At 69.5% G+C, this 16,157-nt stretch carries 20 protein-coding genes; 7 read left to right on the forward strand and 13 right to left on the reverse strand.

Going from position 1 to position 16,157, the window contains the following annotated elements; genetic code table 11:
• From KO481_RS37125 to KO481_RS37145, 5 genes are all read right to left on the reverse strand, one after another.
• Positions 1-696: an LmeA family phospholipid-binding protein gene (locus KO481_RS37125; RefSeq protein WP_215923223.1), complete on the reverse strand. Its 696-nt coding sequence runs from the start codon at positions 694-696 to the stop codon at positions 1-3.
• Positions 697-735: 39 nt separating this feature from the next.
• Positions 736-1,551, reverse strand: coding sequence for an SAM-dependent methyltransferase (locus KO481_RS37130; RefSeq protein WP_215923224.1), 816 nt, complete (start codon positions 1,549-1,551; stop codon positions 736-738).
• Positions 1,552-1,567: 16 nt separating this feature from the next.
• The gene (locus KO481_RS37135) at positions 1,568-2,464 is read right to left on the reverse strand and encodes an alpha/beta fold hydrolase (RefSeq protein WP_215923225.1); all 897 of its coding nucleotides are present in this window, start codon (positions 2,462-2,464) and stop codon (positions 1,568-1,570) included.
• 133 nt (positions 2,465-2,597) lie between these two features.
• On the reverse strand, positions 2,598-2,891 hold the full coding sequence (locus KO481_RS37140) for a hypothetical protein (RefSeq protein WP_215923226.1): 294 nt from the start codon (positions 2,889-2,891) through the stop codon (positions 2,598-2,600).
• A 480-nt stretch (positions 2,892-3,371) separates the two neighbouring features.
• Positions 3,372-4,010 (reverse strand): DedA family protein, encoded by a 639-nt coding sequence (locus tag KO481_RS37145; RefSeq protein ID WP_215923227.1) that lies wholly within the window; start codon positions 4,008-4,010, stop codon positions 3,372-3,374.
• A gap of 65 nt (positions 4,011-4,075) precedes the next feature.
• On the opposite strand from KO481_RS37145, the gene KO481_RS37150 reads away from it, so the two are divergent.
• Together KO481_RS37150 and KO481_RS37155 are read left to right on the forward strand one after the other, a co-directional pair.
• Positions 4,076-4,789: a 3'(2'),5'-bisphosphate nucleotidase CysQ gene (locus tag KO481_RS37150; protein ID WP_215923228.1), complete on the forward strand. Its 714-nt coding sequence runs from the start codon at positions 4,076-4,078 to the stop codon at positions 4,787-4,789.
• Positions 4,790-5,018: 229 nt separating this feature from the next.
• The gene (locus KO481_RS37155; RefSeq protein ID WP_215923229.1) at positions 5,019-6,053 is read left to right on the forward strand and encodes an NAD(P)-dependent alcohol dehydrogenase; all 1,035 of its coding nucleotides are present in this window, start codon (positions 5,019-5,021) and stop codon (positions 6,051-6,053) included.
• Positions 6,054-6,113: 60 nt separating this feature from the next.
• On the opposite strand, the gene KO481_RS37160 is transcribed toward KO481_RS37155, so the two are convergent.
• Positions 6,114-6,653, reverse strand: a complete 540-nt coding sequence (locus tag KO481_RS37160; RefSeq protein WP_215923230.1) for a DoxX family protein — start codon at positions 6,651-6,653, stop codon at positions 6,114-6,116.
• Positions 6,654-6,816: 163 nt separating this feature from the next.
• Positions 6,817-7,260 carry a pyridoxamine 5'-phosphate oxidase family protein gene (locus tag KO481_RS37165; protein ID WP_215923231.1) on the reverse strand — a complete coding sequence of 148 codons (444 nt, stop codon included), beginning with the start codon at positions 7,258-7,260 and terminating at the stop codon, positions 6,817-6,819.
• Between the two features lie 187 nt (positions 7,261-7,447).
• Here KO481_RS37165 and KO481_RS37170 point away from each other — a divergent pair, with 187 nt between their 5' ends.
• Positions 7,448-7,933, forward strand: coding sequence for an Rv1443c family protein (locus KO481_RS37170; RefSeq protein WP_215923232.1), 486 nt, complete (start codon positions 7,448-7,450; stop codon positions 7,931-7,933).
• Between the two features lie 58 nt (positions 7,934-7,991).
• Here KO481_RS37170 and KO481_RS37175 read toward each other — a convergent pair whose 3' ends face one another.
• Positions 7,992-8,585 (reverse strand): TetR/AcrR family transcriptional regulator, encoded by a 594-nt coding sequence (locus KO481_RS37175; protein WP_215923233.1) that lies wholly within the window; start codon positions 8,583-8,585, stop codon positions 7,992-7,994.
• 74 nt (positions 8,586-8,659) lie between these two features.
• Here KO481_RS37175 and KO481_RS37180 point away from each other — a divergent pair, with 74 nt between their 5' ends.
• The gene (locus KO481_RS37180) at positions 8,660-9,493 is read left to right on the forward strand and encodes an SDR family NAD(P)-dependent oxidoreductase (RefSeq protein ID WP_215923306.1); all 834 of its coding nucleotides are present in this window, start codon (positions 8,660-8,662) and stop codon (positions 9,491-9,493) included.
• Positions 9,494-9,502: 9 nt separating this feature from the next.
• Here the strand turns inward: KO481_RS37180 and KO481_RS37185 are convergent, their stop codons facing one another.
• From KO481_RS37185 to KO481_RS37195, 3 genes are all read right to left on the reverse strand, one after another.
• Positions 9,503-11,095, reverse strand: a complete 1,593-nt coding sequence (locus tag KO481_RS37185) for a GMC oxidoreductase (RefSeq protein WP_215923234.1) — start codon at positions 11,093-11,095, stop codon at positions 9,503-9,505.
• A gap of 186 nt (positions 11,096-11,281) precedes the next feature.
• Positions 11,282-11,845 (reverse strand): TetR/AcrR family transcriptional regulator, encoded by a 564-nt coding sequence (locus KO481_RS37190; RefSeq protein WP_215923235.1) that lies wholly within the window; start codon positions 11,843-11,845, stop codon positions 11,282-11,284.
• A gap of 153 nt (positions 11,846-11,998) precedes the next feature.
• A complete protein-coding gene (locus KO481_RS37195; protein WP_245402090.1) occupies positions 11,999-12,715 on the reverse strand; it encodes a GntR family transcriptional regulator in 717 nt (238 codons plus the stop codon).
• Between the two features lie 73 nt (positions 12,716-12,788).
• Between KO481_RS37195 and KO481_RS37200 the strand changes: the two genes are divergently transcribed.
• Together KO481_RS37200 and KO481_RS37205 are read left to right on the forward strand one after the other, a co-directional pair.
• Positions 12,789-13,241, forward strand: a complete 453-nt coding sequence (locus KO481_RS37200; RefSeq protein ID WP_308166930.1) for a flavodoxin family protein — start codon at positions 12,789-12,791, stop codon at positions 13,239-13,241.
• 47 nt (positions 13,242-13,288) lie between these two features.
• Complete coding sequence (locus KO481_RS37205) at positions 13,289-14,095, forward strand: LLM class flavin-dependent oxidoreductase (RefSeq protein ID WP_215923237.1); 807 nt, start codon at positions 13,289-13,291, stop codon at positions 14,093-14,095.
• Between the two features lie 13 nt (positions 14,096-14,108).
• Here KO481_RS37205 and KO481_RS37210 read toward each other — a convergent pair whose 3' ends face one another.
• Both KO481_RS37210 and KO481_RS37215 read right to left on the reverse strand, forming a co-directional pair.
• Positions 14,109-14,729 carry a DUF4232 domain-containing protein gene (locus KO481_RS37210; RefSeq protein ID WP_215923238.1) on the reverse strand — a complete coding sequence of 207 codons (621 nt, stop codon included), beginning with the start codon at positions 14,727-14,729 and terminating at the stop codon, positions 14,109-14,111.
• Positions 14,730-14,979: 250 nt separating this feature from the next.
• Entirely contained in the window at positions 14,980-15,348 is a 369-nt protein-coding gene (locus KO481_RS37215; RefSeq protein WP_215923239.1) for a PhzF family phenazine biosynthesis protein, read from the reverse strand.
• Between the two features lie 94 nt (positions 15,349-15,442).
• On the opposite strand from KO481_RS37215, the gene KO481_RS37220 reads away from it, so the two are divergent.
• Positions 15,443-16,120 (forward strand): response regulator transcription factor, encoded by a 678-nt coding sequence (locus KO481_RS37220; RefSeq protein WP_215923240.1) that lies wholly within the window; start codon positions 15,443-15,445, stop codon positions 16,118-16,120.
• Positions 16,121-16,157 lie beyond the last annotated feature (37 nt).

Consider the following 16,157-nt stretch of genomic DNA (forward strand, 5'->3'; position numbering starts at 1 on the left):
TTACGAGACGCTAGACAGGTGCACCGTGTGGGCGACCGCCGTCACCTGGAGCCCGTCGGGGCCCGGCTGGATGGCTGTGAGCTGGGCGCCCAGCGGGAGCTGCTGCAGCGGCACGGTGAAGGCGAGGGTCCGGCGCAACAGCGACAGCGGTATCGACGGCCCGCCCGCCGCGGCCTGCACCGAGACCGGGGTGACCTGGATGCCGTTCGCGGTCGGTGCGACGGTGACGACAACCGTTGCGGGAATGGAGATTCCCTCGACCTTGAAGGTGCCGATGACATGCAGCCCGTCCGCGCCGTTGGTGATCGACTGCACACCCGAGGGTGCGTAGCCGCGGACGGTGTCGTAGGGAACCACAGCCGTCGCCGACGCCGTCGCCGCGACGAAGTTCGAGGTCCGGTTGTGGAGTACGTCGGCCAGGGGCGCGGTGACGTCGGTCAGGGTGACATCGAGGTCGCGGACGGAGATCCGCTGGTCGCTCCAGGTGCCGACACGCACGTCGATGTGGTGGTAGCTGCCGTTCACGGCCTGCGTCAGGAACGGGATGCCGCCGATGGTGACGCCCGGCTGGGACGGGAGGTTGTACTCGGCGGCGACCCTGCGGCCGATCTCGTTCTGTGCCAGCACGACGCCGACTCGGTCGCCGACGACCAGCGCGATTCCCAGCACGATGATCAATATCAGCAAAGCCCGCATGCACTCACCCTCTCGGCCATTCCATCGTCTTGCGGGCGATCATGGTCGAGTCGCGAGTCCGGCCACGCCGCCGAGGGCGAGGGTAGCCGGGATGTCGTCGGGAATCTCGTCGGGATTCCATCGGGGCAGGTCGACCAGTCCCGGTTCGATGAGATCGAATCCGTCGAACAGCGTCGCGATCTCGGCCCGCGAGCGCAGGACGGCCGCGGTGCTCGTCGACCGCGTCACCGTGTTGATCTTTGCCACGAGCTCGGGCGGACCCTCGTTGCAGGCGTGCGAAATAGCCAGATAGCTTCCGGCGCTCAACCTTTCGCGAATTCGGTCGATAATCGCATGCGGGCCTGCCCGATCGGGGATCACGTGCAGCACGCCGAGCATCAGCACGGCCACCGGCTCTGTGAAATCGAGCAGTCCGGTCACGGCGGGATCGTCCAGGATCGGCTCGATCCGGGTGATATCGCCGCGCATGGCGGTCAGCCGGGAGTCTCCGGTCAGCAGTTGCCGTCCGATCGCCACCGCCACCGGATCGATGTCGACGTATGCCACGCGCACCCGTGGGTCGATCGCGTGTGCGATCTCGTGCACGTTGCCCGCGGTGGGAATTCCCGAACCCAGGTCCAGGAATTGGCGCACCCCTGCCTCGGCGACCAGATGTTTGACCACGCGGCGCAGGAACGCCCGGTACGCGCGGGTGGTCGCGATCAGATCGGGATCGGTCCGGGCCAATCCGTCGGCGATCGCCCGATCGACCTCGAAATTGGCGAACCCGCCGAGTATGTAGTCGTAGATCCGCGCCACGCTCGGCGTTTCGGGGTCGATGTCCTCCGGTAGCCAGTCCGGCAGTGGAGTGCTCATCCACACAGTATGGCGATTATTCGGTTTCGCTGAAGTATTCGCGCAGAGTCGGCGCCACGGCCGCGGGATCTCCGCCCTCGTTCGTCTGGCTGCGGTCCGCGGGGGAGCCGTGGTCCAGGCCGTCGAGTACGACGCTGCGATGATTGGGCAGGACTCGGTCCAGCGCGTCGAAGGCGGGGCGGATGAACGCCGGGCCCTTCTTGGTGCCGCGCAGCAGCAGCACGTCGGTCCGCAGGTCGGCGAAATCGTTCAGCCTGCCTGCCTTTTCGGCAAGGATGACGGCCTCGTAGCGCAGGGTCGGGGTCATCGCGCGCAGGGTGATCGTGCCGGGCGCGGGCGCGCGGTCCTCCTTTTTCATGGCCGCATCGATGAACGCGGCCAGCAGGCGGCGGGGCATGAATTTCATTGCCGCGGGGGCCAGGTCGAATCCGAGCATGCAGGTCACGATCGCCGCGCCGTCGCGCCCGGCGGCCAGTTCACGATCGAAGCGGGATACCCAGTCGGTGTAGGTACCCGAATCGTCCAGGAGCAGCCCGGGCTCGTAGACCGCGAGCTTCCGGATCGCCGGCAGGGTGCGCGCCGCCTCCAGGGTGATCACGCCGCTCGAGCTGATGCCGAACACTCGCTCGGCGCCGGAGACCTCGAGCATTGCCGCCAGGTCGTCTACCTCGGTGCGCAGCGAATGGTCCGCTCGGTGCGCACCGGAGGCGCCGCGTCCCCGCCGGTCCGGCAGGTAGACGGTGAACGAATCCGACAGTGCTGCAGCCAGTCCTGAGAGGCTGCGGCCGGACTGATTGCTGCCGTGCAGCAGTACCATCGCCGGGCCGGTGCCGGCGCGCAGGTAGCCGATGGTGGTGCCGTCGGCCGAGATCGTCGAGCCGGATTGAAACTCGACGGAGGTCGTGGTGGTCATGAAGTGCTCCTGAGTGCATCGCGCTGTCTGGTCATAGTGTGATTGAAACTAGTTTCTCTAACACTATTCGTAGACGAGTATATGTCGGCGCGCGCGGATGCGCCAGTGGTGCGACAGATATGGGGCGAGATCGCTAGGCGAAGACCGCGAGCACGGCGGGTGCGGTCAGCGCGATGCCCAGCACGATGTTGGTGCGGCGGTGCAGGGCGAGGAAGGCGACGAATTCCCGGAGGAAGGCGGCCCCGAGGCCGGCCGCCGGCGTGACGATCCGGATCCCTTCCAGGCATACGACCACGGCGCCGTTGGTGAACAGTCCGATGCCCGCCATCAGCAGCGCCAGCCGCGACAGCACAATGAACAGGCCGAATCCGAGCGCCTCGGCGGAGGTGTGATCGATCTCGCCGCGCGACCAGATCGCCCACAGCAACAGCGTCGCGGCGGCGGCGAATACGAATCCTCGTGCGGCAGGCGTTGATTGGGCGTCAGCAAGACCCGCCCGGTGCGGAGGTGCAGCCGGGCGTGCGGGGGGCCGGTGCGAGCGCGACTCTCATTCGGGCACCTCCGATCCTGCGCTGTGCACCCCCGGACTGTTCCGTGGTGGTCGTGAAATCTACTGTCGCAGTGCGATCTTCAGCGCATATAGGTGTCGGCTGCGAACTCGCTGCGAGCCGCGAATCGCGAGCTTGCGGCAAACCGCACTGAGCGCATCGCGAACTGGCCGCGCGCTGGGAACTGGCTGGCCGCTTGCGAACTGGCTGTGCGCTGCGAGCTGGCTGTGTGTTGCGGACTGGTTGTGTGTTGCGGACTGGTTGTGCATCGCGGACTCGCTCCGCGCCGCAAACCGGCTGCGCGGTGCGGACTCGCTGCGCATCGCCGGCGGCGCTGCGAACCGTGAACCGGCGAGCGGTCAGGCGGCGATCAAGATCGGCTCGGTGAGGTCTGACGGTGTGATGTCGTAGACGGTATCGTCCGGAACGATCATCACTGCCGCCGCGACTTCCGGTGCGCCGGTAACATTCTGGTGCAGGAAGGGTCGCATTGCCAGCATGACGACGACCGCGACGATCAACGAGATACCGAGTCCCGCAAGGGGATTGCCGGTGAACGCGCTGCCGATATAGCCGAGCATCGTGGCATAGCAGGCCCAGAGCATCGAGCCGAGCAGCGAGGTCGGGGTGAACCGGCGCAGCCTCCAGCGCAGGGATCCGGCCAGCACCGCCCCCGCGCTGCCCCCGGCGGGCAGCCAACGCGCGGCGACGAATACCGGTACACCCCAGCGCTCGGCCCGATCGACCAGCCACCCGGTCGCGCGGCCGGTCGCACGACCGCGGGAGAGCCAGGCGAGCACCCGGGCGCCGCCCCAGCGCCCGGCGGCGTAGAGCAGGTGATCGGACGCCGAACAGCCCAGTCCCGCGACGAGGATCAGCACGATCGGCGAGACGTGTAGCACGGCGGCGAGCGCGCCCAGTCCGACCAGCGTCGGCTCCGTCGGCGCGATCGGCAGAACGGCAACCACGAATGCGGTGATCAGCGCTGCGATGTCCATATGCCACAGCATGATCCCCGAGCCTGGGAGCGGGCTGCGAGCACGGTGTGGTAGTGGTCGTAGGTATGGACGATCATGAACTTGCCGCCACGCTGGCCGAGGAGGCGGGCAAACTGCTGCTGGCCATCCGATCACAGGGCGGCGCGGCCGGTGACCGGCAGTCCAATGCGTTACTGCTGGAACGACTCGCACAGGCCCGGCCCGACGACGCGGTGCTGTCCGAGGAGAGCCCCGACGATGCCGCCCGCGTCGACCGCTCGCGCGTGTGGATCGTCGACCCGCTCGACGGCACCCGCGAATACGGCGAGCCGCCCCGCCCCGACTGGGCCGTGCACGTGGCGCTCGCGGTGGACGGCGAGCCGGTCGTGGGTGCGGTGGCCCTCCCGGCCGAGGACCTGGTCCTGCGCACCGGCGTACAGCTCGAGCTCGCCCCGCCGGTTCCGGGCCCGATCCGGATGGCCGTCTCCCGTAGCAGGACCTCCCCGCGGGTGCGGCGGCTGCTGGAGACCCTCTCGGCGACCTCCGTGCCGATGGGATCGGCGGGGGTGAAGGCGATGGCCGTCGTGCGCGGCGCCGCCGACGTCTACGCCCACTCCGGCGGCCAGTACGAATGGGATTCGTGCGCCCCCGTCGCGGTCGCCGCTGCCGCGGGCCTGCACGTCTCGCGCCTCGACGGCAGCCCCCTACGCTACAACCGCCCCGACCCGTATCTGCCCGACCTGCTTATCTGCCGCCCGGAACTGGCCGAGCGGGTGCTGCGCGCAGTCAACGGAGGGTGAAGCCGCCACCCGAGCGGAGTTCGGCCCGGGCCAAGTGAATGGCGCGCGGGGAGGGTCCCGGGGTGGCTCCGCGTTTCTGCCTGGAAGGATCGGTCCCGGAACCCCAGATCGCAGATGCCCTGGCCGCGCAGGCTGGTCATGCGGTTCGAGTCGGCGACCCAGCTCGCGGACCAGCTGCGGATAGGTCGGTGCGCCCCGAATTTCCCACGGACACAGGGAGGTACGACTCGTGAAGGCTCTGCAATATCGCACCCTCGGCGCCGCGCCGGAGGTCGTCACTGTCGCGGATCCCGAGCCGGCGCCCGGTCAGGTGTTGCTACGGGTGACCGCGGCCGGGGTCTGTCATTCCGATATCGCCGTGATGTCCTGGCCGCAGGTGCCGTTCGAGCTGCCGCTGACCCTCGGTCATGAGGGCGCGGGCACCGTCGCGGCGCTTGGCGCGGGCGTGACCGGTTTCCAGGTCGGCGACGCGGTGGTGGTGTACGGGCCCTGGGGCTGCGGAACCTGTCCGCCGTGCGCGGCGGGCAAGGAGAACTACTGCGTGCGGGCGGCGGAGCTTGGCATTCGCCCGCCCGGCCTGGGTGCGCCCGGGGCGATCGCCGAATACATGATCGTCGACGATCCGCGGCACCTGGTGCCGCTCGATGGATTGGATCCGGTGCGGACGGTACCGCTCACGGATGCCGGGCTGACGCCGTATCACGCCATCAAGCGGTCGCTGCCGAAGCTGATACCCGGGGCCACCGCGGTCGTGATCGGGGCAGGCGGGCTCGGTCACGTGGGCATCCAGCTGCTGCGTGCGTTGAGCCCGGCGCGGGTGATCGCGCTGGACGTGAGCGAAGAGAAACTGGCGCTGGCGCGCTCGGTCGGCGCGCACGAGACGGTGGTCTCCGACGAGCGCGCGGGGGCCCGGGTGCGGGAGCTGACCGGCGGCCGCGGCGCGACGGCGGTCTTCGATTTCGTCGGCGCGCCCCCGACTACGGCGACCGCCGGTGCGTGCGTGGCGATGGAGGGCGATGTGACGATCGTCGGGCTCGGCGGCGGCACCCTGCCGGTCGGGTTCGGGGCGCTGCCGTACGAGGTGAACGTCATGGCGCCGTACTGGGGCAGCCGTGGCGAGCTGATGGAGGTGCTGGACCTGGCGCGCGCGGGATCTGTCGACGTGTACGTCGAGACCTATTCGCTCGACGAGGCTCCGCTGGCCTACGAGCGGTTGCACGCGGGAAAGATCAACGGGCGCGCGGTCATTCTGCCCAACGGCTGAGCCCCCGGATCGGCTTCGTCCCCGGCCGCCGTGAGCGACCGGGGACAAAGCGTTCTCGAATTACTTGACGGCCAGGGTGATCAGCGCGGCGACCACGGCCAGTACGACGGCCGCGGCGCCCCAGAGCGCGCCCTGCCGGCGCCACGGGCGGCCGTGGTCCAGGGACAGGCGCCCCGCGCCGGTGAAGGCGATCGCGGTCACCGCGATGGCGTAGACCAGGGGCAGTTCGTAGCCCTTCGCGAAGCCCAGGTCCCAGGTCGTGTGGATCGCGTTGATCATGGTGCCCAGTGCGATGGCCGCTCCCAGCGGGGTGAGCAGGCCCAGCACCAGCAGCGCGCCGCCGGTAACCTCGGACAGCCCGGCCAGCGTCGCGAAGAAACGGCCCGGGGTGTAGCCCATCTGGCCGAAGGCCCCAGCGGTGGCCGTCAGGCCGTAGCCGCCGAACCAGCCGAAGAGCTTCTGGGTGCCGTGGACGACGAGCAGCGCGCCGAAGCCGACGCGCAGGATCAGCAGGCCGATATCGGATCCGGACGTGCCGGTGCGGGAGTCGGAGGTGGAGGCGGTATCGATCGTTTCTGCCGGGCTCGTCGTGGTGGTCATACGGGTATCTCCTGGTGTCGGTGGTCGTCTTGGGCCATCGGCGGCGGACTAAGCGGACCGCGGTCCGATTGTACGTCGAAGAGCGTAACCGACGCTCGGTCGCGGTTATTCCGGACCGGGTGTCCAGGGAGGTTTCCGGAGTCGTCGCGGTCGGCGAGCCGGGCTAGGGGTTCCCGTAGACGCGCTCGGGCGTCACCAGGACGACCGCGCGGCGCTCGTCGGCCATCACCCGGTCGTATTCCTCGAAGTCGTCGTGGGTGCCGCCGGCCGCGGTGAACACCTCGCGCAGCAGCAGGCGCAGCCGTTCGGCATCGATGCCGGGCACCGGATCGTCGGGTCCGCAGATCCAGACGGGCCCCTCGGCGGCGGCCCACTCCCAGCCGACCCGGGCGACGACGGTCATGCGCGGCCGCGCGCGCAGATTGGCCAGCTTGCGGGTGCCCCCGCGAAGCACCATGCCCACCATGCGTTCACCGGTCTGCGGATGTGCCAGCACACCGGCATTGACGAGAGTGGACTGCACGGTGCCGTCGGCCCGCGCGGTCGAGACGACGCAGAGCCCGTGATCGCCGCCGATGAGACGGGCAAAACCAGCAAGATCGCTCATAGCCGGAGTCTACGAGGTCCGCGGGCCACGGACCAGGCCGCGGCGACGGGCGCGATTGCCGCACTCCGACGGAAATTATGGGGCTGTCGGCGATCATCCCTGAACCCGCGCAACGGATTTCGCGCCCTGCGGCGACCGGTGTGGAACAATGCGTGCGACCCGGACAGTCCCGGAAGGCAGGCGGCAGGTGGCTGCTACGCAACGCATCGCGCAGGTCAGTCGCGTCGACGCGCCGATCGAGAAGGTCTGGGCGGCGATTACCTCGTTCGAGGGGATCAACGCCGAGCTGCGCCCGTACCTGCGGATGACGGTCCCGCGTGGGGCGTGCGGCCGCACCATCGCGGATGCCGAGCCGGGAATCACGCTGGGGCGCAGCTACATTCTCCTGTTCGGTGGGCTGCCGATCGACGCCGACACTATCGGAATCGCGGAAATCGACCCGGGGCGTCGCTTCCGGGAGGAGTCCACGATGGTGTCCATGCGGGTCTGGGTGCACGAGCGCGCGCTGCGAGCCCTGGACGACGGTCGCACCGAGGTGACCGACGTGGTGCATTTCACACCCCGTGCACCCCTGGGCCTGATCCCCGGCTGGGGCTCGCTGCTGCGTTCGGCCCTGGCCTTCGTCTTCCGGCACCGGCACCGTCGATTGCAGGAGACGCTGGGCGCGGCGTAGCGACGGGGTCGGTTCGCCGCGGTCTCGGTGCGTGCGTCGTCGTGGGTAGGGGTGACGTTCAGGTGCGCAGGACCGGGGCCAGCGTTTCGACGAGCCGGTCGGCGTAGGCCGGGTCGAGGTCGCCGCCGCTGATCAGCAGGCGGTAATAGAGGGCGCCGTAGATCAGATCGATGACGATGTCGGCGTCGGTGCCGGCCGAGAGCTGGCCGTCGTCGATGCCCGCGGCGATCAGTTCGATCACTCCGGCACGACGGGTGTCGATGAACCGTTCGCGCAGTGCTGCGGCGAGTTCGGGATCGTGCTGTGCCGCGGCGACGAGGGCGACGAACGGGCGGCGGGCTTCGGGGGTGTTCATCAGCCGTGCGACGCGCTGAACCTGAATTCGCAGGCGGGTCAGGGCATCTCCGACCGCGGGCGCTTGCATCTGCCCGGCGAAAGCGTCGGTGAAGGCGTCCATCACCACCGCCGCTTTGGTCGGCCACCAGCGGTAGATGGTGTTCTTGCTGACTCCGGCGCGCGCGGCGATCTCGTCCATGGTCAGCCCGGGGAGTCCGCGGTCGGTCAGCAGCTCCCGCGCCGCGTCCAGGACCGCGCGGCGCGATCGTTCGCTGCGCGGTCGTCCCGGTCCGCGCGCATCGTTCTGTGCTGGCATTGCGTCAGTGTAGCAGTTTCGATACTGTACGATCAGTATCGAAAAAAGAGCCTGTTGAGGAGCTTGAAGTGGAAATGAATCGGGTGTGGTTGGTGACCGGCGCATCCTCGGGATTCGGCCTCGAGATCAGCCGGACCGTGGTTGCGCAGGGCGGCCGGGTGGTGGCGACCGCGCGTCGCCCCGAGCGGTCCGAGGCGCTGCGGGAATTCGCGGCGGCTCATCCCGATCGCGTGCTCGTCGTGGCCCTGGATGTCACCGACGCGCAGCAGGCGCGCGACGCGGTGGCGCGGGCGGTGGCGGAGTTCGGCCGCCTCGATGTCGTAGTCAACAACGCGGGCTACGGGATTTTCGGTGCGACGGAGGAGATTCTCGATCATGCGGTGCGGGAAGCGTTCGATACGAATGTCTTCGGATCGCTGCATGTGATCCGCGCCTGCCTGCCCGTGCTGCGTGCGCAAAAGCATGGACACCTGGTGCAGATCTCCTCGACAGCCGGAGTCGCTTCTCCTTCACCGGGTTTGGGCCTCTATGCAGCCACGAAGTTCGCGGTCGAAGGCATGAACGAGGGCCTGGCCAAGGAGGTCGCCCACCTCGGAATCGGCGTCACTATCGTCGAGCCGGGCATGTTCGGCACGAATTTCGTGGGTGCGTTGGCGAATACGCCTGTGCGGCACCCCGATTACGCCGCGAGCGTCGCGACCTCCCACGAGCGCCTGGCCAACCTCGACACCAGCGTCTACGGCGACCCGGTCGAGGCGGCACGGCGCATCGTCGCGGCCGTCGAATCCCCGAACCCGCCCCTGCGGCTGCCGCTGGGGCGGGACGCCGTCGCCGCGATCCGTGCCAAGCTGACCAATCAGCTTGCCGAGCTGGATGAATGGGAGAAGGTTGCCGTGCTGGTCGAGTGAGCGGGCGGATCAGATGAGGGTGCCCACGTCGTGGGCGACGAGGTTGTCCATCGCGCGCTCCGCGACGGCCGCGATGGTCATCGAGGGGTTGCAGGCCGCGCAGTTGCCGGGGATCAGCGCGCCGTCGAGCACGTAGAGCCCGCGCTGGCCGTGCACCCGGCCGTCGAGGTCGCAGACCGGGCCCATGCTCGCCCCGCCCAGGGGGTGCCAGGTGGAGGGGAAGGCCAGGTTGGTGTCGGTGAGCGCGCTGCCCCGGCCCGCGATCCGCTGCACAGTAGGGCCGATGTGGGCGGTCTGGATGGCGGCGTCGCCCTCCCGCGGCCAGCGCAACGCCGCGTCGTCGGTGGCCGGGACGTAGTCGAAATGCCCACGGGCGCTGCTGACTCCGTAACCGACCAGCATCGTGCTGTGCGGGTCCATGCCGATCGGTGGGATCGATGCCTGGATGACGGTGTACGCGGACGCCGGGTCGCCCCAGTTCAGGCTGCCGTAGACGACCGGCCCGCCCTGCGCGGCGCCGAAGGGCTGGGACGGGTCGGTCCACACGTAGATGCGGTCGGCGTTGGTGCCCCAGGTGCCGCCGAGGCCGTCGGGCATGTCCGGGATGTGGCCTTTCGCGGCGGCGCGCACCAGGAGTTTGGTGGTGTTGAGGCTGCCCGCGGCCATGATCAGCGCGGGCGTGGTGAGGATCAGATTCTCCAGAACCCTTCCCGTGGTGTCGATTCGGTCGACGCGGACCGTCCAGCGCCCGTCCCGCGCGCGCTCGACATCGGTGACTTGATGCAGCGTGCGCACCTCGGCCCGGCCGGTCGCCTCGGCGGCGGCGAGGTAGGTGACGTCGACCGAATGCTTCCCGCCGTTGTTCACCCCCAGCGCCCCGGCGCCGTTGGTGTAGGAGGGCCGCATCGCACCGCGCAACTCGTCCAGGGCGAAGTTCCAGTCGATCGGCATGGGAATCTTCGACACCGGCAGACCTGCCTGCCTGGCATGGTCGGCAAACACCCTGGCGGCCAGGTAATTCGGGCTGTCGATCAGGCGGTCGGGCGCGACCTCGAGCTGCAGCATGCGCGCCACCCGGGGGTAGTGCACGCGGTTCATCAGGGCCCAGTCCAGGCCCTCGGGGAACTGGGTGTAGAAGGCCGCCTCGGTCGGTTGCAGCGTCATGCCCTGGTACACCAGCGATCCGCCGCCCACTCCGGCCGCACACAGGGCCGTCATGTTGTCCCCGGCGACCGCCTCGAGCAGGCCGGTGTACGGCTCGAAGGCCAGCGGCACGCCGAAAGGCCGTGGGTCGGAGCGATACCAGAGCATGCGTTTGTCGGGCTTGGTGGCCAGCGGAAACGTGGTGGCATTCGGCCCGGTCGGCCAGCGCAGCCCCCGCTCGAGCAGCAGTACCGGCACGCCGGCCCGCGCCAGCCGCAGGGTCGCGACGCCGCCGCCGAATCCCGAGCCGATCACGATCACCCGGTGCTCCTCGCGGGTGACCGGGATGCGGTCCGCGCGTGCGGTTCCCACGCTCATCGTGGTGAATCCCGTTGCCGCCGAGGCAATTCCTGCCGACGCGGCGGCGCCGAGGAAGGATCGGCGGGTGATTTCGGGCATGGGTGACCTCCGGAACACCGACGGACAGATCCGCGCGATGCGTGGCGGCACATCCGGCGGCGGAGTCGCCCGAACGGTGTCGTCGGGCTGCGCGCTAAAACTAGACACTATGACGCAATAGTGTCAAGATATTGGTGCCGAAAGTGGGCAGCAAGCGGCCGTGCCGGAAGGAGAGGGGTCGTGCCGTCAGTCCCGCGTCGCCGCGCCGGTCGGTAACGCCGGTACCAGCCAACGGGTGATGAACCGCCGGAGGTCGTCGTCGCTACGAAGGTCCGGATCGTCGAACAGCACCACCGCGGTGCCCAGGTGCAGCGCGATCTGGGCGAAGTCGCCGAGCTCGCCCTCGATGCCCGGATCCAGCGCCACGAGCGGTGAGAGCAGCTCCAGGACAACCGGTTTGGCCCGGGCGGCCATACCCGGCTCGAATACCGGGTTGCCGTGCTCGGCGCGCAGCAGGGCGGCCAGCACCGGGTCGTTGCGAGTCACCGCCCGGCAGGCGACGAGCAGCTCGATCAGATAGTCCGGCACATTGTCGATCTCGGCCAGGCGTGCGCGGATATCGGTCAGCGACCGCATGAGCAGATCAGCCATCGCCTGCGACACCAGATCCTCGCGAGTCCCGAAGTTCGAGTACACGGTCTGCCGCGTCACCCCGGCCGCGTGTGCCGCCGCGGCGATGTTCACGCCCTCGAACCCCGCCTCGCCGATCAGCTCGAGCGTGGCGTCCAGAATCTTCCTGCGCGATCGCATTCCACCAGTATCGACGACACCGTGCTCGCTACAGCCGAGGCGCGGCAGGTCGGATTGCAGCCGCATTGTGCCCGGGCCTCATTCGGCCAGGGGCACGACTCCTGGCGTCGGGCCGCCACCCGGCCCCGTGGGGGCGGCGGCGTGATGACGGCTCTACTCGTCCTCGGGCTCGTCGGTCTCGGCGAAAAGCCCCAGGTCCGTGGGCAATCCGGCAACCACGCCGTTGAGCCGGGAGTGGTGCACCTCGGTCGCCGCGAGCAGTTCCTCGGCGTCCCCGGCCAGGAATGCTGCCAGCTGGCGGCTGTGGTCGGCCTGCAGCACCACCCGGTCCGCCGTGGTCGTGTGCACCATCGGCTGCACGGGTTCGGTGATGTTCCAGGCGTATTCGAGCATGTGCACGAGCCGGGCCATGCCCGATGGTCGGGTGAGCGCCAGGTGGAAATTGCGGGTCTCGCGGTGGTAGGCGGCCGGATCGTCCTGCAGCACAGCCTGTTCGAGCCGGGCGTGCGCCTCGGTGGCGATGCGGTGATCCTCCGGCCCGGCCCGGTGTACCGCCGCGGCCAGCGCCGCGGACTCCAGGCGCTCGCGCGCCACATACAGCTCGCGCAGCTCGGCCGCGGTCAGCCGGGTCACGGTGTAGCCGAAGTTCGGCCGATGCTCGATCAACCCCTCGCCGATGAGGGTCTGCAGCGATTCCCGCACCGGAATCGGGCTGACGTCGAACCGCTGGGCGAATTCGCGCAGCGGCAATCCGGTGCCCGGCGGCAGGTTCCCGTCCAGGATCAGCTGCCGCAGTCCGGTCAGGATCTCCTGCTGGGAGTAGCCGCGGCGAGGATCCGCGGGTGGTGCGAGGTCGGGCAGCCGGGGCAGGCGCGATCGGGAGGTCACCGATGTACGGTATCCGGTCACCCGTTTCGGGTGATACCGCAACTAGCCTGGACCCGTGCCGACCCTGCTGATCGTCCACCACACCCCCTCGCCGTTCATGCAGGCGATGTTCGAGGCCGTGGTGTCCGGCGCGACCGATCCGGAGATCCAGGGCGTGCGGGTCGTGCGCCGCGCGGCGCTGGCCCTGTCGCCGACCGACGTGCTGGAGGCGGACGGGTATCTGCTCGGTACCCCGGCCAACCTCGGCTACATGAGTGGCGCCCTCAAGCACGCGTTCGACGTCGTGTACTACCCCTGCCTCGATTCGACGCGGGGGCGTCCGTTCGGGCTCTACCTGCACGGCAACGAGGGCACCGAGGGCGCGGAGAAGGGCGTGACCGCCATCACGACCGGGCTGGGATGGGTGAAGGCCGCCGAGTACGTGGTGGTGTCGGGCAAACCGGCCAAGAACGATCTCGAAGCCTGCTGGGAACTCGGCGCGACCGTGGCGGCGCAGCTCATGGAATGAGCGCCGCGCACCGATGAATCCGGGGCGGACCCGTCGTCAAAGCAGGCATGACCAAACCTTTTCGATTCGGTGTCGTTGCCCCGCTCAGAACCGACCTGCCGACGTGGCTGGACCGGGCGCGGCGCATTGCCGACAGCGGCTACTCGACGCTGCTGATGCCCGACTTCCCGCTGATGCAACCGGCGCCCGGGCCCATGCTTGCCACCGTCGCCGCGGTGACCGACCTGCGCGTGGGCAGCTGGGTGTACGCCTCCCCGCTGCGTCCGGCCTGGCTGACTGCGTGGGAATCACACTCGCTGTCGCTGGTGACCGACGGCCGCTTCGAGATGGGCATCGGCACCGGCCGACCGGGCATCGAGGACGAGCTGCGCGACAAGGGAGTGGCCGACGTGCCGCCGCGGAGCGAGCGGCTGGCGCAGGTGCGCGAAACCGTCAGGAGGCTGCGCGATTTCGACGGCCCCGACCGCCACACGCCCGTGGCGATGGCCGTCATGGGGCCGAAGGCCCGGGCGCTGGCCGCGGAGGTCGCGGACACGGTCACCTTCGTGCTGGGGGATCAGCCCCGGGGTGAGGTCGAGGAGCTGGCGCGGGAGTTCCGCACCGAGGGGCGCGTCGAGCTCGCGCTCGCCGTGCCGGTCATCGGGGATACCGTCGCGCCCCACATGGCGCGTCCCGACACCGATACCGCCGCGCTGCACGCCGCGGACGCGATGACCATACTCCCCGACGACCCCGCGGCCGCCGCCGAGGAAATCCAGCGGCGGCGCGAGGAAATGGGCTTCTCCTACTTCGTTTTCGGGGCCGACTTCGCCGACCGGTTCGCTCCGATCGTCGCGGAGCTCGCGGGGAAGTAGTGCCGATCGGTCGTCAGTGCGCGGCGACGAACGGTCCGGAGTAGGTTCCGGGGTGGGTTGCCATGTCCTGCAGCATTACCGCCGCGTTCCAGGCGACGGCGGTATGGGCGCTGTCGCCCGGCAGGGTCAGCTGGATCGAGGCGACCTTCAGTACGGCGTCGCCGCCGGCGTCGGCAAGGTAGGTGATGTCGAAGCTCCCGGCGCCGCCCGGCGGGAGAGTGATCGTGGCCGCGGTGGCGTTGGAGTGCTCCAGCGTCCACTTGTAGTTCGGTGACGCGCCGGTCGTTCCGACCACATTCTCGCCCGTGCCGACCAGATCGACGTCGGGAAATCCGTTCAGCTTGCACGGTGCGCCCGAGGTGTTGGTCAACGTCACCGGCTGCGTGTTCTGCCCCGGCGTCAGCGTGGTGAGCTTGCCGAGGGTGGCCTTGACGTGCGCGCTCGTGCAGGCGCCGGAACTCGACGCGGTCGCCTCCACGGGGTGGCTGGGCGCGGCGGTCGCGGTGGCGGTCTGCTGCGAGGCCGAGCTCGCCGCGGGGGATGCGTCCTTCTGACTGTTCGAGCAGCCGGTCAATACCGTTGCCGCCGCGCCGATTGCCGCCAATCCCAGTGCCCAGCGATTTGTCACGCTCATATCCGTCCCTCGGGTGTCGATGCCGGACGCGCCTGCCCACGCGCTCGGCCGTGAGCTGCAGATTAGCCTTCCGGCCGGGGATCCAAACGCTGTGGTCCTCCGGTGTACCCGCGGCGGCGCCTCGTGCGGCCGGTCGAATCCCGGTGCGGGCGTGCGTGAACGGCTGCCGCACATCGGATCCGTCCGACAGTGCTACGCCCGTACGGGATCAATCGGGCAGGGCGACGGCCGCCGGCTGCCACGCATCGGATCAGTCGGGAAGTGCCACCGCCGCGCCGCTCACCCGCACCCGCGGATCGTCCTGGCGCAGTTCGACTCCCAGAATCGCGGGACGACCGAGATCGTCCCCCTGGTGCAGCGTGAGCACGGCCGCGGGCTCGACCGCGCCCAGCTCCCGCAGGTACGCCCCGAACGCGGCGGCCGCCGCGCCTGTCGCCGGTCTGGGCGGATCGGGCCCTGGTGAACACAGGTAGCCGCCTACTCGTGCGGGCGCCTCGTGTGCGGAATCAGACTCGGAGGTGTCATTTTTCGCGCGGCCCGTGTGGGGCGGCGCTCGGCTTCCACTGACGCCGCGACCCCCCGAAACCAATGGCTGACGCTCGGCCTCCCGCACCTGCATACTCGAATCCAGTACGTTTCCGGGTTCCGGCGGCGTACGCGCGCGCCGCCACCGGGGGCGAGGTGTTCGGGAGCTGGGAAGAGGTGACAGCGGTATGGACGGGGCATATCAGGGGCAGGCCGCGCCGCGGCGGATCGGGCTGGTCGAGGATCACGAGTCCGTTGCGCTGGGGCTGGCCAGCATGCTGGCGCCGCAGGACGACCTCGAACTCGTGATCACCGCCGGGACGGTGGCCGAATTATTCGATGCCGCACCGGAATTGGATCTAGTGGTGCTGGATCTGCGGCTCGCGGACGGTTCCGCGCCCGAGGACAATGTGCGCGCGCTGCGTGAGGCTGGCCTCGAGGTGCTGGTGTTCACCGGGGCCGACAATCCGTTCCTGGTGCGGGCGGCGGCCCGGGCGGGGGTGCTGGGGGTCGTCCGCAAGTCAGAGGACGTGCAGACCGTAGTGTCGGCCGTGCGCGCGGCCGCGTCGGGCGAGCAGGTCGTGACGACCGACTGGGCCGCGGCCATCGACGGCGACCCGCAGCTGTCCGACGTCGGGCTCAGCCCACGTCAGCAGGAGGTGCTCACGCTGTACGCGTCGGGGGAGAAGGCCTCGCGGGTCGCGCGCATGACGGGTCTGTCCGAACAGACCGTCAACGACTATCTCGGCCGGATCCGCCAGAAGTACGCCGATGCCGGGCGTCCCGCCCCCACCAAGACCGACCTGTACAAGCGGGCGGTCGAGGACGGCTGGCTGCCGGTGCCCGAGCGCAATCCGCGGGCATGAGCGAGCGCAGCGAGCGGTTGATCGGCACAGCCGCCAC

The organism is Nocardia albiluteola (assembly GCF_018860155.1).
Classification (GTDB): domain Bacteria; phylum Actinomycetota; class Actinomycetes; order Mycobacteriales; family Mycobacteriaceae; genus Nocardia; species Nocardia albiluteola.